18 protein-coding genes are annotated in these 18,425 nt (G+C 51.7%); 8 read left to right on the plus strand and 10 right to left on the minus strand.

The genetic code is table 11. The features are described 5' to 3' along the window. Positions 1-385: 385 nt before the first annotated feature. The gene (locus P0Y67_RS10615; protein ID WP_342391835.1) at positions 386-1,108 is read left to right on the plus strand and encodes a YebC/PmpR family DNA-binding transcriptional regulator; all 723 of its coding nucleotides are present in this window, start codon (positions 386-388) and stop codon (positions 1,106-1,108) included. Between the two features lie 86 nt (positions 1,109-1,194). Here P0Y67_RS10615 and fhuB read toward each other — a convergent pair whose 3' ends face one another. From fhuB to P0Y67_RS10645, 6 genes are all read right to left on the minus strand, one after another. Next, a complete protein-coding gene (gene fhuB / locus P0Y67_RS10620; RefSeq protein WP_342391836.1) occupies positions 1,195-3,165 on the minus strand; it encodes a Fe(3+)-hydroxamate ABC transporter permease FhuB in 1,971 nt (656 codons plus the stop codon). A gap of 3 nt (positions 3,166-3,168) precedes the next feature. Further along, the gene (locus tag P0Y67_RS10625) at positions 3,169-4,107 is read right to left on the minus strand and encodes an iron-siderophore ABC transporter substrate-binding protein (RefSeq protein WP_342391837.1); all 939 of its coding nucleotides are present in this window, start codon (positions 4,105-4,107) and stop codon (positions 3,169-3,171) included. Positions 4,108-4,199: 92 nt separating this feature from the next. Next, entirely contained in the window at positions 4,200-4,985 is a 786-nt protein-coding gene (locus tag P0Y67_RS10630) for an ABC transporter ATP-binding protein (RefSeq protein WP_342391838.1), read from the minus strand. A gap of 65 nt (positions 4,986-5,050) precedes the next feature. Next, positions 5,051-5,833, minus strand: a complete 783-nt coding sequence (locus P0Y67_RS10635; RefSeq protein WP_342391839.1) for a siderophore ferric iron reductase — start codon at positions 5,831-5,833, stop codon at positions 5,051-5,053. A gap of 301 nt (positions 5,834-6,134) precedes the next feature. Further along, complete coding sequence (locus tag P0Y67_RS10640; protein ID WP_342391840.1) at positions 6,135-6,827, minus strand: hypothetical protein; 693 nt, start codon at positions 6,825-6,827, stop codon at positions 6,135-6,137. A 55-nt stretch (positions 6,828-6,882) separates the two neighbouring features. Then, a complete protein-coding gene (locus P0Y67_RS10645; protein WP_342391841.1) occupies positions 6,883-7,800 on the minus strand; it encodes a DUF808 domain-containing protein in 918 nt (305 codons plus the stop codon). Between the two features lie 337 nt (positions 7,801-8,137). Here P0Y67_RS10645 and P0Y67_RS10650 point away from each other — a divergent pair, with 337 nt between their 5' ends. Genes P0Y67_RS10650 through P0Y67_RS10670 form a run of 5 tightly spaced genes read left to right on the plus strand, consistent with a single transcriptional unit; the run spans position 8,138 to position 12,776 of the window. After that, complete coding sequence (locus tag P0Y67_RS10650) at positions 8,138-9,256, plus strand: cytochrome c oxidase subunit II (RefSeq protein ID WP_342391842.1); 1,119 nt, start codon at positions 8,138-8,140, stop codon at positions 9,254-9,256. Positions 9,257-9,276: 20 nt separating this feature from the next. Next, positions 9,277-11,037, plus strand: coding sequence for a cytochrome c oxidase subunit I (ctaD, locus tag P0Y67_RS10655; protein ID WP_342391843.1), 1,761 nt, complete (start codon positions 9,277-9,279; stop codon positions 11,035-11,037). After that, complete coding sequence (locus P0Y67_RS10660) at positions 11,034-11,648, plus strand: cytochrome c oxidase subunit 3 (RefSeq protein ID WP_342391844.1); 615 nt, start codon at positions 11,034-11,036, stop codon at positions 11,646-11,648. Before ctaD ends, P0Y67_RS10660 begins: the two co-directional genes overlap by 4 nt. A 33-nt stretch (positions 11,649-11,681) precedes the next feature. Further along, positions 11,682-12,404 (plus strand): heme-copper oxidase subunit III family protein, encoded by a 723-nt coding sequence (locus P0Y67_RS10665; protein WP_342391845.1) that lies wholly within the window; start codon positions 11,682-11,684, stop codon positions 12,402-12,404. Positions 12,405-12,431: 27 nt separating this feature from the next. Further along, on the plus strand, positions 12,432-12,776 hold the full coding sequence (locus P0Y67_RS10670; RefSeq protein WP_342391846.1) for a cytochrome C oxidase subunit IV family protein: 345 nt from the start codon (positions 12,432-12,434) through the stop codon (positions 12,774-12,776). Positions 12,777-12,815: 39 nt separating this feature from the next. Here the strand turns inward: P0Y67_RS10670 and P0Y67_RS10675 are convergent, their stop codons facing one another. Then, the gene (locus P0Y67_RS10675; RefSeq protein ID WP_192017188.1) at positions 12,816-13,373 is read right to left on the minus strand and encodes an NAD/FAD-utilizing enzyme; all 558 of its coding nucleotides are present in this window, start codon (positions 13,371-13,373) and stop codon (positions 12,816-12,818) included. Positions 13,374-13,608: 235 nt separating this feature from the next. Here P0Y67_RS10675 and P0Y67_RS10680 point away from each other — a divergent pair, with 235 nt between their 5' ends. Continuing rightward, a complete protein-coding gene (locus P0Y67_RS10680) occupies positions 13,609-13,800 on the plus strand; it encodes a hypothetical protein (RefSeq protein ID WP_342391847.1) in 192 nt (63 codons plus the stop codon). Between the two features lie 129 nt (positions 13,801-13,929). Here the strand turns inward: P0Y67_RS10680 and P0Y67_RS10685 are convergent, their stop codons facing one another. Further along, positions 13,930-14,217: a hypothetical protein gene (locus tag P0Y67_RS10685; RefSeq protein WP_342391848.1), complete on the minus strand. Its 288-nt coding sequence runs from the start codon at positions 14,215-14,217 to the stop codon at positions 13,930-13,932. A gap of 420 nt (positions 14,218-14,637) precedes the next feature. Here P0Y67_RS10685 and P0Y67_RS10690 point away from each other — a divergent pair, with 420 nt between their 5' ends. After that, positions 14,638-15,057, plus strand: coding sequence for a DUF7282 domain-containing protein (locus P0Y67_RS10690; protein ID WP_342391849.1), 420 nt, complete (start codon positions 14,638-14,640; stop codon positions 15,055-15,057). 71 nt (positions 15,058-15,128) lie between these two features. On the opposite strand, the gene P0Y67_RS10695 is transcribed toward P0Y67_RS10690, so the two are convergent. Together P0Y67_RS10695 and P0Y67_RS10700 are read right to left on the minus strand one after the other, a co-directional pair. Beyond that, positions 15,129-16,916 carry a M28 family metallopeptidase gene (locus tag P0Y67_RS10695; RefSeq protein ID WP_342391850.1) on the minus strand — a complete coding sequence of 596 codons (1,788 nt, stop codon included), beginning with the start codon at positions 16,914-16,916 and terminating at the stop codon, positions 15,129-15,131. Between the two features lie 542 nt (positions 16,917-17,458). Beyond that, a complete protein-coding gene (locus P0Y67_RS10700; protein WP_342391851.1) occupies positions 17,459-18,175 on the minus strand; it encodes a DUF2799 domain-containing protein in 717 nt (238 codons plus the stop codon). Positions 18,176-18,425: the final 250 nt, after the last annotated feature.

The raw sequence follows: 18,425 nt of genomic DNA on the forward strand, positions 1-18,425 counted from the left end.
GAACCCTAGATACGCTATTAACGTATGCCGGTTTTCAAGACCGGTGCTTTCAACCACTCAGCCATCTCTCCGTAAGTGCGGTGAATCATACCAGCTCAATTCACACTGTAAAGTACCAAGACATTCAAATGTCTATTTTTTGAGCCATAAACCGTGTTTTTTATGTATCTGGACTATTTTTAATCACCAAAACGGTTATTTTTGTAGTCTCTTCGCCTTAAAAGGGCGGAAACCAAGGTAATATGGCCGCTGTTCACCGGTCAGATTGTGGCAAATTGTCGTTTCGGCTGGTAAATGCGAAACTAGGCACTAGCCTAAATACAGACCGTGCTGATAAAATCAGCCCCTACATATCGAAAGTATCAATTACAGAGAGTGATTCCCCATGGGACGCAGTTTCGAAGTTCGTAAAGCCTCAATGGCTAAAACACAAGGCGCTAAAATCAAGGTCTATTCCAAGTACGGTAAAGAGATCTACATGAGCGCCAAAAACGGCGGTACAGATCCGGACAGCAACCTGTCTCTGCGCCGTCTGATGGAAAAAGCAAAAAAAGATCAGGTGCCTAGTCACGTGATCGAAAAAGCTATTGATAAAGCAAGCGGTGGCGGCGGTGAAGATTTTTCAACGGCACGCTACGAAGGTTTCGGACCTGGCGGCTGCTCTGTAATCGTTGACTGTCTGACCGACAACAACAACCGTACCTACATGGATGTTCGCCAGTGTTTTGTGAAGAACAACGCAAAAATCGGTGCACCAGGTGCTGTTGCTCACATGTTCGATCATCAGGCGGTGTTCCAGTTCAAAGGCGATGACGAAGAAGCCGTCATGGAAGCCCTGATCATGGGTGATGCGGATGTGACGGACATCGAAGCGGAAGACGGCATGATCACTGTTTTCGCGCCGCACACTGAATTCTTCAAAGTGAAAAGTGCCCTGTCTGACGCCATGCCTGACGTGGTGATGGAAGTGGAAGAAATCACCTTTGTGCCTCAGGCAATGCATCCTGTCACCGGCGACGATGTGGCCACGTTTGACAAGTTTCTCGACATGCTGAACGACTGCGACGACGTGCAGAACGTTTACCACAATGCGGAAATCGAAGGTTAATCCCTTAACCTGACCACAATAAAAAGCCGGGTTGCATTGCTGCTAACCCGGCTTTTTTTATCTGCCCGTTTCGAGACGCTGTGTTGCTATCGGCTTCTGCCGCGAATCAGCAGAAACAGAAAATAACTGCCGCCAATGACAGACACCAGAGTGCCGGCCGCGATTTGAGCCGGGAACAGCACAGTCTGCCCTACCCAGTCAGCAATTAACATCACAGATGCACCAACCAGTGACGCTATGATCAGTTGCTCTCTGGCCTGTTTAGCACCCAGCATCACCGCCATATGTGGCGCCAGCAAACCGACAAAAGCGACCGGACCCATAGTGGCTGTCACCAAAGCGCACAATAAAGCCACGGTCCCCAATAATAAGGCGCTGCTGACAGGGACATTCAAACCACGTGCCGCCGCAAACTGTCTGCCGGCAGAGATCAGAGTCAGCCAGCGCGAGGTGGCCAGTGTGAACGCAAACAAGGCGGCCACTCCGACGAACAGAAACAGCGCTTTGCCTTCCGTCACCCGATAGGTTGAACCTGCCAGCCAGGTCAGTATGCTGTAGCTGTCCTGCGTGCCTTTCGCCAGAGCAAATTGCACTAAGGCGTCGATCAGGGCAGTCAGAGCAATACCGATCAGAATCAGGCTGGAGGGGGCAAACTGATGACGGCGTCCCAGCACCAGCAACACGGCCAGCACTAACATACTGCCAGCAAATGCCAGCACAGAGCCAACCGCAAAAATGTTCATGCCCAGAAAAACACTGGCTCCCACCAAAGCAAAGGTTGCGCCGGCAGAGATCCCCAGAATATCCGGGCTGGCAAGCGGATTGTAGATCAACCGCTGCAGCACAGTGCCCGCAATAGCTAACCCGACTCCGGCACTGAGGGCAGTCAGCATCCTCGGCCAGCGAAGCTCCCACTGATAAGCCGTTGGCAGCGCAACATGCCAGCTGTGACCGTCAGTCACAAACACAGCGGTCAGGCACAGTATGCCAGCAACAATCAGCATCAAGGCAGGCAGAATCAAAGCAGAAAGACGATCCCGGCTCGGCGGTAATTTTATCGATACCTGATCCTGCGCTTTCATCTTACGGCGACTGAACCACAACAGAGCCGGCGCACCGATGGCCGCAGCCGTGGTACCACTCGGAATCGTATCGATTGTCAGCTGACTGAGCAGCTGGGCGGCGGCATCTGTCGCCACCAAGAGCAGCGCCCCGAGCAAAGCACTCATGGTGAGCTCAAACCTCGGGGTTCTGGCGCCTAGTGCCCGCGCAATGTTTGGCGTCAGTAATCCGATAAAGCTGATCACACCGACCGCGGTGATGGACGCAGCCACCAGCCACAAGCCGACAGCCATCAGCACGATAAAAGCAGGAACGACATTCAGACCGCGTGCTGCCGCACCCTGATGACCCAGACGCATCAGGGTCAGAATACGCGGCGCAAACACCAGCAGCAAAAGCGAAACAGACAAACGGGGCAGCAACCACTGCACAGACTCCCAGCCGTTCTGAGTCAGATCGCCGGCGCCCCAGATAAAGACGTTCTTAGCATATTCCGCGTTCAGCAAAATGATAGCGCTTGCCACTGAGCCAAGCAGAATATTCACCACCATGCCCGACAGCACCAGGGGCAACCCCGTCATGTTTTTCGGCCCGGTAATGAAGATCACCAGAAACAACGACAGCATGGCGCCTGCCATAGCGGCCAGGGCACTGTGATCACCCACCAGCTCAGGAAACCAGACGTTGACTATGATCAGCGCCAGCCAGGCGCCGGAAGAGGTGCCCAGTGTCAGCGGTGAGGTCAGTGCGTTTTGGGTCAGTTGCTGCATCAGACTGCCCACCAGTCCCAGCATAGCGCCCACCATCAGCGCCATCACCAGGCGCGGAAGCTGGGCATAGCTGAACATGATGTCGGCAAATTCTTCCGCCTGGGTGCCGGTGACTATGGCAAGCTGGCGGGAAAGAGAAAGATCAGAGCCAATCTGAAGACTGGCAACAACGGCTGACAACAAGGCCAGCAGCAGTATGGGAAAGAAGGACAAAGAGCGGGTCATGAATCAGTCCTGCCCGCCCTTCACAGCGGTCACCACATCCTGATTCGGCGCAATCTCAAACAGGCTGTCGGCCATGGCTTCGGCAATATAGCGAATCGACATCGCCCCGCCATAGTTCCAGACCGAGGCAACGCTGTTGACGTGCCTGGCGCGGACAAAAGGCATGGCATTCCAGATCACCGAGCGCTGTAACTGCTTCTCTTCATTGAAAGGCCGGAAGTAGAGCACGTAGCTGTCGCCCGCTTTTTGCAGGTCGGTCAGCCGTTTCTGCACAATGCCCCATTCGGTGGCAGGTAAAGGCATGGCCGGAGTCAGACCCAACTGCTCAAGCGCATAATTAGTGGTGGAATTCTGGCCATAGATATACACAGAGGTCTGATTGGCAAATCGCATCGCGACCACACTGGGTGACTCACCATTAAATGCCTGATTAAGCTGATTTTTCAGTTCAGTAAAACGTTCAGACATAGCGGTGAGTTTCTGCTCAGCCTGCGCTTGCTGATCAAAGACTGTGGCCAGTTGGCGGAAGTTTGCAATGGCGGCTTCTGCACTGTTGAGCGACTGGCTGTAGGTTTCGTAGTACAACACAGGGGCCAGTGCTTCCAGGCGGGGGATCAGATCCTTTTGCGGCGAAGCGGCCAGGATCAGATCCGGCTTCAGTTCCGCAATTTTCTCCAGATTCGGTTCGGTGCGGGTGCCGATATCCGCCACACCGGCGGGTACGGCAGGCTGAACAACCCATTCCTGATAGCCACTGATATTTGGCATACCAACAGGAGTGACATCCAGTTCCAGCACTTGTTCAGCCAGATCCCAGTTGAGAACAACCACACGCTGAGGCGGCTCGGCCAGAGTGTGCTCACCTCGGCTGTCGGTGACAGTTATCTCTGCAAACACCTGACCGGAGAGCAGCAAGGCTGCCACGGCAGTCCATTTGCTCATTCGTGCCACTGGGCCCATTTTTTTCAACCATTTATTCAACATAAAACGACAACTTCTCTGTTTTTCGTGCCACTGCTATTCACACACCACTGTTATTCACACACTACAGCGACTTTCTGACCCGTCAGGCGATCTGCATTGACAGGGTGGTCAATGAGTTTAATGTCCGTCTCATACAGTGCAGACAGTCTTGGTTCATCCAGTAATACGTCTTTCGGGCCGGTGAAGGCAATCCGCCCTTGCTTCAGGGCCACCACGTGCGTGGCAAACCGCAACGCCAGATTCAGATCATGCAAGATGACAATCACCCCGCAGCCTGTGTCGCGGTTCAGATCGGCCAGCAAAGACATCAGTTGATACTGATGATGAATATCCAGTGCCGAGGTCGGCTCATCGAGGATCAGGACAGGTGACTGCTGGGCCAGCAGCATAGACACCCAGGCGCGCTGACGTTCCCCGCCTGAGAGCTGGTCGGCCAGATTGTCGGCAAAGCGCAGGGTGCCGGTTTTATTCATGGCAGCTTCTATGATAGCGACATCGCCTTTTTGCCAGCGACCGAATGTCCCGCGCCAGGGAAAGCGGCCTAATTTCACCAGTTCTCTGACCGTTAACCCGGCAACGTCCGGCAGCTTTTGCGGCAGAAAAGCCACTTCCCGTGCCAGCGCTTTGGCAGACAAAGATGTCAGTGGTTGTTGATTGAGCAGTATGTCGCCTTCATCGGGCGCCATTTGTCCGGCAAGCAAGTTCACCAGTGTTGATTTACCTGAACCATTGTGGCCCAGCACCATGGTAAAGGCTCCGCTGTCGATAGTGAGCTGATCGATACGCAAAATATCGCGCCCGCCACGGTTCACACGGATGTTGTTGAGTTCAAACATAATTTTGTCTTATTACTTACACAGCTTGTTTGTGACCGGCACATAGGCGTGCGGCACAATCAGGCTTACAGTTTATTCTTCGGGCAGTTTTCACAATAGCTGCCATCATCACGCCGGTAATGCATACAGCAGCTCACCCGCAGTTGCTGCCACTGGCCGTCGGTTTCGGCGCGGTACAGTGTCTCAATATGCTTGGCGGGCAGGCCAAGACTTTCCAGCCACCAAGCGGCATGCTGGGGCACCTCGACCGCTGGCATCTTCTCAGGGGATTCATTATGGTAACGCAGCAACACCGCCAGGACGGCATCCGCCAGTAACTGGCGGGTAAAACCAGGACGAATACGGGTATGGTGTTCCATCTGCTCACGCAGATCGTCATACAAATCGACCAGTTCACGACCCGCACACTGAATCAGCTGCTGGGTATTGCCTTCGCACCATTGGCTGTTCTGGCTGAAACTGTAGCCAGCCACCCACCCTTCGTTATTGTATTGCTGAACAATACGACTCAGTGGTGGCACCGACTGCACACTGTACACACAGACAAAAGCCAGGTAGAGCGGCTGCCAGGTCAGCATCGACCAGCTGCGTGTCGTCCAGTAAGGCTGCCCCGCTTCCGGATAGTTCTGCTGCCAGTACTGATACAGGCTGGCCAGCAACTGATCGTTATTGCCATCACGGGTAATACAAAACAAGGTGTCAGGCGCGGACACGCCTTTCATTATGGGTATCAAACGCTCCGCATCATTGAACAGCCGAATCAGGTTTTCCGGCTGGACAGCACGCGCAATTTTGCCGGGGAAGCGGTTAGGTTCAGATCTCTGTTTTGTATTCAACGCTGTTGTCATCCATTCACCAAACTATCATGGACTCGCTTGCTGCACCTTGAGCAAACGCAAATTCTTACTAGGCCAATAACACTAGAATAAATAATAACTATTATCATTCAAGTTGAATTATCTTTTTGGGGCAAATTCCTTTCTGCTGTTTCGGTGTGATCACACCAGCGTTGTTGCGACACTCTGGAAAGTAATGGGAAGAATAATAACAATTATTATCAAAATGATCAGTCAAAAAATACCACAGTGACATTGCCGCGGTTTTGACGGGGATAAAGATGAAAAAAACCAGCCCTGCGGCTGGTTCCTGTCAGATTTGAGGGCGATCGCCCTGAAGGCTATAGCGCTGTTGCAGTGTGTCTATCGCTACCACTTCGCCAGCATCTGTCACCCGATCGCCTAACATCAGAGTGACAGTGGGAAGATCAGTCTCTGCATCTTGGTTTTCATCAAAGAATGCCGGGAAATCACTGATTTTTATCTCGACCGTTTTACCGTCCAGGCTGCCAAGTGCTGACACTAGCTGTGCATCCACGGTCAATACCTGTACCTGACGCAACGACTGATAACTGTGGAATGACAGCGTATCTGGCATCATGCCGTATTCTTCGAACCAGGCGGTTTTGGTCATCAGATACTCGTGATAAACCGCCCCGACCAATGGCTGCATATCACGGACAACAACACTTTCCTGAACAATCTCTTGCTGTGAGACCGGAACCGGCTTTCCTGCTTCATCTAACCCGTAGGTAGTGAGTATCCGGCCGATATCATCACGGCTGGGCAACCGGGCATAAGCGATAGCATTTCGCCGCCACAGTTGGGCTGACTGTTCAAATGCATCCGCCAGTACTGAGGCGGTGTTCCGGGATGATACCGCTTCCTGCACTGTTGCGATTCCCGGCTCGCTGCTGGCTGCTGTGATACAGGGGAAAAACAGAACCGCCAGCAAAGGCAGGCGGTTCAGCATCACAAAAGGTCTGCGTCTTGGTTTTTTCGTCATCTTCATTCTTATACTTACATCTCAAGCTGACATCAGCATACCTTAAGTCAATGATTTATGCTGCCTGATTCCCGCGCAAACGCTGCCAGGCCGAAACAACCGCCAGGACCAGCAAGCCCGCAACGATACCGATTATCAGGTTGGTCATCATAGGCACCAGCCATGACGCGCCGGGCAGAGCATGCAGCCGTTCCGTTAAAAACGTCAGCCAGTGATGCGAATCGGGAATGCTGTGAACCACGATACCGCCGCCGACCAAAAACATGGCGATGGTGCCGACAACGGCCAGTAACTTCATCAGCTTAGGCGCGGCGGCGATCAACAGCTGACCAAAACGGTGCAACAGGCTTTTCTCCTGATGCTGTTTCACCAGATAAAAACCGCCATCATCCAGTTTGACTATCCCGGCCACCAGGCCATAAACGCCCACTGTCATGGTCAGGGCAATCAGGCTGACCACCAGCAATTGCGTCATCAGTGACATGCCCTGAACGGTGCCTAATGCAATCACGATAATTTCGGCAGACAGGATAAAATCGGTTCTGATAGCGCCTTTGATCTTGTTCTGCTCGTATTCATCAAGATCCATGCCTTCAGGCAGTTGATCATGATCTTTCAGCTCTTCTTCCGCATCATCATGGGTGAGTTTGTGAATGACTTTTTCTGCCCCTTCAAAACACAAAAACAAACCGCCAATCAGCAGCAGTGGCACTATGAGCCAGGGAGCAACAGCACTGATTAACAGGGCCGCCGGTACCAGGATCAGCTTATTTTTAAACGAGCCTTTTGCCACCGCCCACACCACAGGGATTTCACGTTCCGCTCTGACCCCGGCCACCTGCTGGGCATTCAGGGCCAGATCGTCCCCCAGCACCCCGGCGGTTTTCCGGGCCGCGACCTTACTCATTACAGCAACGTCATCGAGCACGGTTGCAATATCATCCAGCAAGGTTAACAAACTTGCACCAGCCACATCCCCTCCTCATTTTTGGGAAAGCTTATCTTATTGACTATCAGGCGATTGTGCCTGAGTAACCTCTTTCATAGTAAAACATTTTTCAGTGAAACCCAGCTTTCTCATTTACGAACCGTCTGCAGAGAAAGCCCCCAGATCACTCGCACAGCATGGTGATGTCCACTAAGCTTTTAATCAATATGACTATCAAGCACAGCCACTTTGTCTTTTTCTGACCGGCAGCTGTGTATAAAGCCTTCACTGCGCGGGCAACAACACGGTTTGACTTTCAGGGTTCGGGTTACCGATTTTTGTTCCTCTCATGGATGCGACCAATTTCGGTAAAAGGTGATATATGGCAATAGCCATTGCCCTGATCATTATTGTCTTTGCATCCATTGCCTTCCATATCTACAGCCCCTGGTGGCTGACGCCGGCTGCGTCAAATTGGGGGGAGATAGATAATGCGCTGCACCTGACGCTCATCATTACCGGGGCGTTTTTTATCGTTCTGAACCTGGTGCTTGCCTGGCTGGTCATTCGCTTCAGGCATAAGCCCGGCCGCCAGTCCCAGTTTCAGCCCGACAGCAAAAAACTGGAAGCCTGGCTGATCGGCATTACCTCTGTCGGCATTATCGCTTTACTGGCCCCGGGCTTGGTGGTGTACGGGCAATTTGTCAGCGTGCCTGATGAGGCACGGATTGTCGAAGTCGTCGGTGAACAGTGGCGCTGGCGATTCCGTTTTCCCGGTGATGACGCTCAGCTGGGCAAAAGTGACACCCGGTTTGTATCCAATACCAACCCGTTAGGCATTGACCCGGATGATCCTGCCGGGGCAGATGATCGGATCATTCTGTTACCCGAGCTGCACTTGCCCCTGTACGCCCCTTATAAAGTGCTGCTGCGATCCAAAGACGTCCTCCATGATTTCAACGTGCCTCAGTTCCGGGCAAAAATGGATCTGGTTCCCGGCACTGTCACCCATTTCTGGGTCAGACCCACTGAGCGGGGACAGTTTGACATTCTTTGCGCCGAACTCTGTGGTGTCGGGCATTTCAATATGCGCGGGCGTGTTGTGGTTGAGGACGAAGCAGAGTTTGGCCGCTGGCTGGCCGCACAGCCGACGTTTGCCCAAACCCAGCGCCCCGCAGACACGACCGCGAGTGGCGAGGCACTCTCACCAGCCGATCTGATTGCGATGGGCGAGACGTTATCGCAAGTCAACGGCTGTATTGCCTGCCACAGTCACGACGGTAAGCCCGGCATCGGCCCGACCTGGCAAGGGCTGTACGGCAATACAAGAATCATGTCGGATGATACACAGCTTCAGGCCGACGAAGCTTATCTGAAACGGGCCATTTTGGATGCCAAAGCCGAACTGGTAAAAGGCTACCCTGCGGTCATGCCTGCGTATATTTTGAATGATCAGGAAATCGATGCCCTGATCGCTTATATCCAGTCTCTGGCGCAGTAGTGCTCGCGACGGGAGGAGATATGACAGCACAGACTCACCAACACAGCTCCGGGTATTCGCAATCGTTCTGGAGCAAGTATATCTGGAGCCAGGATCATAAGGTCATTGCCATTCAGTATTCTCTGACCGCCATTTTTATGGGCCTGATTGCCCTGGTCATGTCCTGGATTATGCGCCTGCAGCTGGGCTTTCCCGGCACCTTCGATTTCATTGATGCCAATAGCTATTATCAGGCGCTGACCATGCACGGCATGATCATGGTAGTTTACCTGCTGACGGCGCTGTTTCTGGGCGGATTTGGTAACTACCTGATTCCGCTCATGGTGGGCGCCAGAGACATGGTGTTCCCTTTCCTGAACATGCTCAGTTTCTGGTTTTATCTGCTGGCATCACTGATATTGCTGGCCAGCTTCTTTGTCACCGGCGGCCCGACCGGCGCTGGCTGGACCCTCTATCCGCCGCAGGCCATTTTGCCCGGCACACCCGGCACCGACTGGGGCATAGTGCTGATGCTGATCTCGCTGGCGGTGTTTATCGTCGCCGCCACCATGGGCGGGCTGAATTATGTCACCACTGTGCTGCAGGCACGGACCCGGGGGATGACACTGCTGCGCATGCCTCTGACCGTCTGGGGCATTTTTACCGCCTCAGCCATGGCCTTGCTGGCCTTCCCTGCCCTGTTTGTCAGTGCGGTGATGATGCTGTTCGATAAACTGCTCGGCACCAGTTTCTTCATGCCTGCGGTGATCTCCATGGGACAGCTCACCGAGCACGGTGGCGGCAGCCCTATCCTGTTCCAGCACCTGTTCTGGTTCTTTGGTCATCCTGAAGTCTACATAGTCGCCTTGCCTGCCTTTGGCATAGTGTCGGACTTAATCAGCATTCATGCCCGCAAAAACATCTTCGGCTACAAGATGATGGTATGGGCCATTCTGGCCATAGGGATACTGAGCTTTGTCGTTTGGGCGCACCATATGTATGTCAGCGGCATGAACCCGTACTTCGGCTTTTTCTTTGCCATCACCACCCTGGTGATCGCTGTTCCGACTGCGATTAAAGTCTATAACTGGCTGTTCACGCTCTGGAAAGGCGATATTCATCTCACGCTGCCGATGCTGTTCGCTCTGGCCTTTATCAGCACCTTTGTGATCGGCGGCTTGACCGGCTTATTTCTGGGCAATGTGGTGGTCGATATTCCTTTATCGGACACCTATTTTGTGGTGGCCCATTTCCACATGGTGATGGGCGTGTCACCGATCCTGGCCATTTTCGGCGGGCTCTATCACTGGTACCCCAAAGTCACCGGCAGAATGCTGAACAACACCATGGGCCATATCCATTTCTGGTTTACGTTCCTGGGGACCTACGCCATTTATTTCCCTATGCACTATCTCGGTGTGATGGGAATGCCAAGGCGCTATTTCGCCTGGGAAGATTACAGCTTTATTCCCGAATCGGCGCAGCAGCTCAATGCCTTCATTACTATCGCGGCCCTGATTGTCGGGGCGGCGCAACTGCTGTTTATTTACAACATGTACTGGAGCTGGCGCCATGAACAGGCTGTGGGCGGCAATCCCTGGCGTGCCACCTCACTGGAGTGGCAAACCCCTGATACGCCTCCTAAACATGGTAACTGGGGCGATGAGCTCCCTGTGGTGTATCGCTGGGCCTATGATTTCAGCGTGCCCGGTGCCAAAGAAGATTACCTGCCGCAGAACCTGCCGCCCGACGATATCCCAACGGATGAGCCCGGCAGCGAGCCTGAGGAGTCCAAAACATGAGCCGTAAGCCTGCACTCTCGACACTGGCGTCGGGCAACCTGAGTCCGGCCCCGAATGCGCACTACCAGCCGGCCAGCACCTATGCGATTGCCTCGACCGGTTTGTGGGTACTCATGGGCGTTATCGGCGCCTTGTTTTTCTTGTTTACCGTGGCCTATTACATCCGCCACACGCTGAGTGACTGGCAAGCGCTCAACGAGCCGTGGCAACTGATGCTGAGTACATCACTGCTGGTACTGGGCTGTGTGGCCATGCACCTTGCCGGCCGCAAAGCCCGTTTGCTGCCGGCCCTTGCCGCCTGCCAGACAGAGCTGATCATGGCGGTCTGCTTCACGCTCGGCTTTATTCTGGCGCAGTTATGGGCCTGGCAGGCGCTGGTCCAGAACAATCAGGGCGTGCTGGCGAACCCGGCTAACAGCTTTTTTTATCTCCTGACTGGCCTGCATGCACTGCACATTATCGGCGGAGTACTGGCACTGGGTGTGGTGGTGTATCAGGTCTGGCGGGGGCAAAGAGACAATCTGCATTTATGGCTGCAGCTCTGCGCACGGTACTGGCATTTCCTGTTATTCATCTGGCTGTTTCTGCTGGGCTTACTGCGATTGACCTGATCCGCACAGCCGGCAGAACGAGAGGTCTTGATTATGAGTGAAACCCAACCATCCCGGACGCCAACCCTGGGCAGCCAAACAGGTTGGACAGGGGTCGTCAACGACTATGCCGGCGATCGTGCGGCATTTCGCGTCTCGGCCAACAAAACCATGATGTGGATTTTTCTGCTCAGCGACACCTTTGTGTTCGGCTGTTTTCTGGTGGGCTATATGTCGGTCCGTATGACCACAACGGATATCTGGCCACCGACCAGCGAGGTCTTTGCCTTAACCATTGCCGGTCACTCCATCCCGCTGATCCTGATTGCCATTATGACCTTTGTGCTGATCACCAGCAGTGGAACCATGGCGATGGCCGTCAACTGCGGCTATCAGGGAAAGCGCTGGTCCACCGCCTTGCTGATGCTGATCACCGCGTTACTGGGGCTGACCTTTGTCGGTATGCAGGCGTTCGAATGGAGCAAACTGATTGCTGAAGGGGTTCGGCCGTGGGGGAATGAAGATGGCGCGTCGCAGTTTGGCGCGGCCTTTTTCATGATCACAGGTTTTCACGGTTTGCATGTCAGTGTCGGTGTGCTGTATCTGACAATCGTCGCCATTCGGGTCGCTCTGGGGAAATATGACAAACAAGGTGTGGACCCCCATGCCGCCGGCATCCAGGGCGGACGATATGAGATTGTTGAAATCACCGGACTGTACTGGCATTTCGTTGATTTGGTGTGGGTATTTATATTCGCCTTTTTCTATCTGTGGTAGCTCAGGCCAACCGTCAAGGAGGCTATGATGGCACATTCTGAACTCACTCATGATTCAGTGAAGCAGCAGCATCCAATCAGCCTGTATCTTAAAGTATGGGGGCTGCTGTTTGTGCTCAGTACGTTTTCATACCTGGTCGACTATTTCCATTTGCAGGGCATGTTACGATGGAGCCTTATTCTGTTGTTTATGGCACTGAAGGCCGGGCTGATTGCCGCGGTGTTCATGCACATGCGCTGGGAAAGGCTCGCTTTGGTGTATACCATTTTCCTTCCGCCCTTAGTCCTGCTCGTCCTGGTAGGTCTGATGGCGAGCGAAGCAAGCTATATCTTTGCCCTCAGAGAATGGTTTTTCAGTCTGCCGGGCGGATAATGACCCGGCAGACACCTTGCCAGCGCCGGAAGAATGTCGTTAAGGCAAGGTTTTCATCATACGCTGCCATTTTTGCTGCATGGCGACCACCCAGTGCGGAGGAGATTTCCCGGTTCCGGCAGGTTTGAGTTTGTCGTGCGCCAGCGTAATACTGGCCAGCTGCAGTTCCTGCTCCGGCTCAACATCCACCATTAAGACATGCTTGCCGGATTTCAAGACATTTTTAAACCGGCGGAACTGATAATGCAGCTCCTGGAAGCCAAACAATCCCCCTTCCCAGGTAATGAATCCCAAAATTGCAATGGCCAGTAAAATGAAAGGTGCCCAGCCAACCGCATCCGTCACCCCGGAGGCATAGGCCGCAATTAAGACGCCCGCTGCGGCAATCGCCCCGATCACGGCGCCAATTTCAGTTGAGTGTACAACGTCATTGCGCATCACAGATTGCACCGGATGCAAATGCTTGTGGCTCGACACATCAGCATCTTTGTTACTGAGAACATGGATTTGCGGAGAAGTAAAACCACTCAGTTCAAGCTCATGTTCCACCAGCTCAAGCTCATCCAGGTCATCACTGATATAAAAGACCCGTTTCATGTTTGCCTCCTGACAGGTAGCCAACGAAGAAGGTCGCAATTTCAATGGTTACTATCAGTTTACAAGGCCTTTGCAGAACTTTTTACCAGAGTGAAAACTAATTTTTCGCAATATTGTCAGATTATCCTGCCAGAAGCGGATTTTGACAGGCTCAGCAATCATTGACATCAGGCTAACACAGGCCTTGCGAAAATCATTTAGAGTGCCCGCTTTTCCCCGTTTTATGGCGTAAACAATGAAATCATTCACTCTATTCGGCTTGCTGGCCATCAGCTTGTCTCTTACCGGTTGTCAACTGACTCATGTAGAGGGCGAAGTAGACGGTGTGAATATCAAAGCTAGCACTAATGGCGACTACGATGATCACCATCACGGTAGTAAAGGCAGCTTCTGCCCGCCAGGACAAGCCAAAAAAGGCCGCTGTTAATTCAGCGGTTTTTCTTCTCACCCGTATCGACAAGAGCCATCTCGCAGGCTCACATCAACAGCTTTTATTGCCACATCACCTGAGTACACTCACGCTATGTTCAGCGTTTCCCCACTGACATAATGACAACTAACTTTTGCCCGCCAGCTTAGCTTTCAGCCATCGAAAGGCATGGAGCAAAGTGTAAAAGATGTTTGTTGATGCATTGTACTCTTCCAGGTGATAGACATAGTTTGAGCGAAACTTATCGACGGCGTCTTCCGCGCTGGAGGCATAAATCACATCATCTTCTACCTCTAATCCCTGAAGCAGTAATGCCTGTTTCTCTTCAGCAAACGTAGGGGAGGACATATTCAGGTAGGTAAACGCTTTTCGAGCGGTATTCGGCACACAGAAAAATTGATATTTATTGGACATTTAACACCCATTCACAGTGACAAATTACAAGTACGATTTGTACATGTGACCAGAACAGGTTGTCTGACCCCGCCCTAAAATCATCATGCTCCTCATCATATGGTCACTTGCACATATAAAATACATTTATTATTCAACCGTTTGACTAATACTACATAATCAGATGGCTCCAATAACAAAAAGTCACTGAAAACCTCAAAACACTCACTTTTCCTGTCATCGAATCACGGCCAAACCCTGCAAGAGTTACCCTGAGAGATAATGCCCCCCTTGATTAGGAAACAAAATGTTACACTTCTGGCCGATGGATTCAGAAGCCTTTTTGTGAACCCTGCCAAACTCTGAACCATACTGGGATTGTTAACAGAAAAATGGCTGGCTGCTTTTCAAATCAATCACATGACAAAACAGGATGAAGAAATGAAAACAATAGTTAAAAAGTCACTGATGTTGAGTCTGGCAATCACTTTTTTCGGGACAACGGCCGCAGCACATGCCGCGAACAGTGTAAAAGGCGCTAATCAGGATGTCTCTGAAGGCACAGTAACGGCGGCAATGATCGAATCCGATGCGAATGGCTGGCTGGTTGTACATCGCACTAATAAAGACATGAAGCCCGGACCTGTGGTGGGTTATGCACCAGTCAAAAAAGGGATGAACCAGGATGTAGTCGCCATTCTCATGGAACCTGTCGATACCGGCGAGATGCTGATGCTGATGCTCCACGGTGAAGATGGCGGGATGAAAACCGGCGTGTTTGAATATACCCTGGGCGCGAAAGAAGACGGTCCGATCCGCGAAGACGGTAAACTGGTGATGGCTATTATTACGGCCGAGTAATACTGTACCGTGCATAAAAAAACAGCCACGCAGATGCGTGGCTGTTTCTGTTCAGGGTTAATGGCCGATGATTACTGGCGATCCTGATCAAAGTCACCGTGGAAATGACCGTGGTCCGAATGGCTCTCTGCGGCTTTCAGCTTCTCACCGATACGCAGTTTTTGCGTCGGTTTCAGGTCACTTGGCATGCGCGTCATGGTTTTCGCGGCAGGCGCTTCCACTTCAGGGAACAGTGGCTTGCTGAACGCATAGTAAGTCGTGACATAGGCCAGAGCCTGGGTATTAACGAACAAGGCTTTCTGACTGACATTGTTCAGATCATCACAGGCCTGGTGATAACATCTGTCGTAAGCCACATCAATTTCACCACCAAACTGATCCACTTCCTGCGCGGTTTTCACTTTCTCAGCGCCGGTGAACAGGCCGCCGAACGCCACACCCCAATCGGCAAAGCCGGCGTAATCTGAACGTTTAGACAGCGCCTGAGGCACAGTGAACTCAGATTTTGCCGTAAAGAACTCATTGAATGTCGCTTCAATGTCGGACGTGCCGTATGGCGGCTTGAAATCACCGGTATAGGCATTGTCCGGGCTGTCTTTGGTATCCGACAAGTCGCCGTCCATGACACCGAAGATGTAGTTTGGCGAACCGATCATGTCAAAGTTCAGGTACAGCTTCACTTTGTTCAGCTTAGTGTAGCGCGCTTCAACCAGCTCAATCTGTTCTTCTGTCAGCTGGCTGGGATCTTCCAGTCCCAGCTCTGCCAGAATCTCGTTCTGAGCCTGATCATAGATAGGGGCAAACAACTCGTTGGTGTAATACTCAGAACCGACTAAGCCTGCTTCCTCTGCCGCCCACCACGCGAAGCGGACTTTGTTTTTCACCGGTGCTCTGGTGTCAGCCAGCGTAATCGCATATTCCAGCAAACCGGCTGTGCCTGAACCGTTATCGTTGATACCAGGTCCTTCCGGCACTGAATCCAGATGCGCCCCCAGCATCACCACCTGATTCGGATTACCGCGTCTGGTTTCCGCAATCACGTTCTGGGTCACGACCATTTCGTCTTTGACATCGACAGCCAATGCCACGGGTACAGCTTGAGTCTGGCTTAAATCGAACCACTGTCTGGCGATATCATAGCGGGCGCCAAAGGCAGGTACTGTCGCCGCCGTATCGCTGCCCAGCGTACCGTTAACCACAGCCTTACGGCCTTCATCATTGCCTTGGTTGAAGACGATCACCGCTTTGGCACCTGCATTTTGCGCGTTCACCACTTTCGTCGTGAAGTCACAGCCACCGCGCTGGATCACCGCCACTTTCCCGGTGATCGCTTTACCGTCAAAATCGGTGGCGTCACAGCCATCGGTATCATCGTAATTCGGGCTGTCAAAGTTGAAATCCGGCGTGACAAATACGATGTCGCCCGCCAGCTGACCATTCGAATCACCTGAATAGGACATCACTGCGTAGTCTGCTTCAACACCTTCACCAGCCTCACGAGTGCTAATCAGATCAACGCCGTCAACATTGAGCTTGGTTCCGGCCAGCTCTTCCCAGGCGCGGAAATCAAACTCCTGAGTAGACACTTTATAGCCGTGTTCTTTCATCACTTCGATAATGTAATCAACGGAATACTGGTATCCGTCTGAGCCGGCAGCACGGGTCACAGAGCTGCCATCCGATGTCGGCGTGGCACGCGCTTCCAACGCCACCAAATGCTCTACCACATCTTGATGTTCAATTTCGCTACTGACGTAAGCCGCGGCTTCTTTCGGGTCATCCCAATAACAACCGGTCAACATGGTTGAGCTGATGAGAGTGGCGAGAAGCGTCTTTTTTGTTGTTATGCATACTTGCATGTGTGTGACTCCTTGTGTGTTGTTAGCCAACACATTGTTGACGAAACACAAGGTTACAAGAATGTTAAATTGGAGTTATTTTGTTAAACCTAGGCAGACTTCAAGTTATGCGCATACATGCTATGCAACAAAAATTAAAGTTTTAACTCAAGATCACAACGCTGACCTCAACAAGATCCTTGATCTAATGATAAAACTGTTAATTTAAACTGTGTTTCCTACAAAAATCAGACATTAAATTCATTAAAAATAAATCTAATGATAATAAACACTAAGGAAGGTTTCAGGTTATCGGGAAGGTTACATACTGCTCTCTGATACTCACAGCGCTTTGGCTACTGATTAAATATCAGTCAGGTATCTCTCGCTGAGACGATCGCACAATTCACTTTCCCCTCAGGCGATCTCATAAAAATCATAAGATAATGTCATTCCCGCAAATCGCGGGAATCCATAAAACGCATGAGGGCAAAGCAGGAAAACGGACAAAAGCAGTTAACGGCCATCCACAGAAAGCACGGCGAAAAGCCACTCAGTCACATTCAAAATAAATCAGCAATGTTTTTGATATTCTGAATCGTGTTTTCAGTGGTTGATAAAGTCTCGTAGTATTTTCGCTGATTGTTCAGACTGGCAAGACGTTGATTCAGCGCTGTCTTTTGCGTTTGAGGCAGGTTATCCGAGCTCAGCTGGCTATGTATCTGACCCATTTCTCTGTCAATCTTATGAACAGCAAGCTCATATTCAAAACGGTTAACGTCAAACTCCGCCCGTTCCATCCGCGACTTGGCCGATTTCAGCTCCGCTTTAAATGTTTTTCTGTCATCACTGGACAGCGTGTCCTCTTCCAGCCTCGCTTTATAGCTATTCACACTGCTTTCTGCCGAGCTTAGCCTGGATTGCGCTTGCGCCAGATTATGGTACGGCGTATAGCCTGACAGAAAATCCCTGGCTAAATCAGCCGGACAGACATTGTCATAGCTTGCATTGGACTGACCCACCAAAGTGCCATTTTCGTAAGTACAGTATGAGGTTAATCCTTCGCGGCGACCTTGCTGGTAAGATTTCAGATCCACAGATACACCATATTCAGCGCATTCTTCACTGTAAATGGCCGAGTAATTCTTTTTCCCTTTCTGACCATCGGCCAATCCTATCTGATGCCAATCACCCAGCCGGCATTCTTCTTCACTGATGGAAGAACAGCCCGACAAGGTCAACATCATTGCCACAGCTGGCATCACATATCGTTTATGCATTTATTCAGATATCCCTGATTCACACTAGGCCACTCTCTTCCCTGGCACGCTCTTTTCCTGACACGCTCTTTCCCAGAGATAGTGCGGCGCACTGCCTTTGTTTGTTAATTCAGATAACCAGATAACGCCAGGATACCCTGCGCCTCATGGTGATAAAGCCCGTAAAGATACAGTACAACCAATGTCATATCAAAGCTTTAGCATAGGATCAGTCCAATGACTGGGATGAATTGGCTACTGACACTGAATC

The organism is Photobacterium sp. SP02 (genome assembly GCF_038519165.1).
GTDB classification, from domain to species: Bacteria; Pseudomonadota; Gammaproteobacteria; order Enterobacterales; family Vibrionaceae; genus Photobacterium; species Photobacterium halotolerans.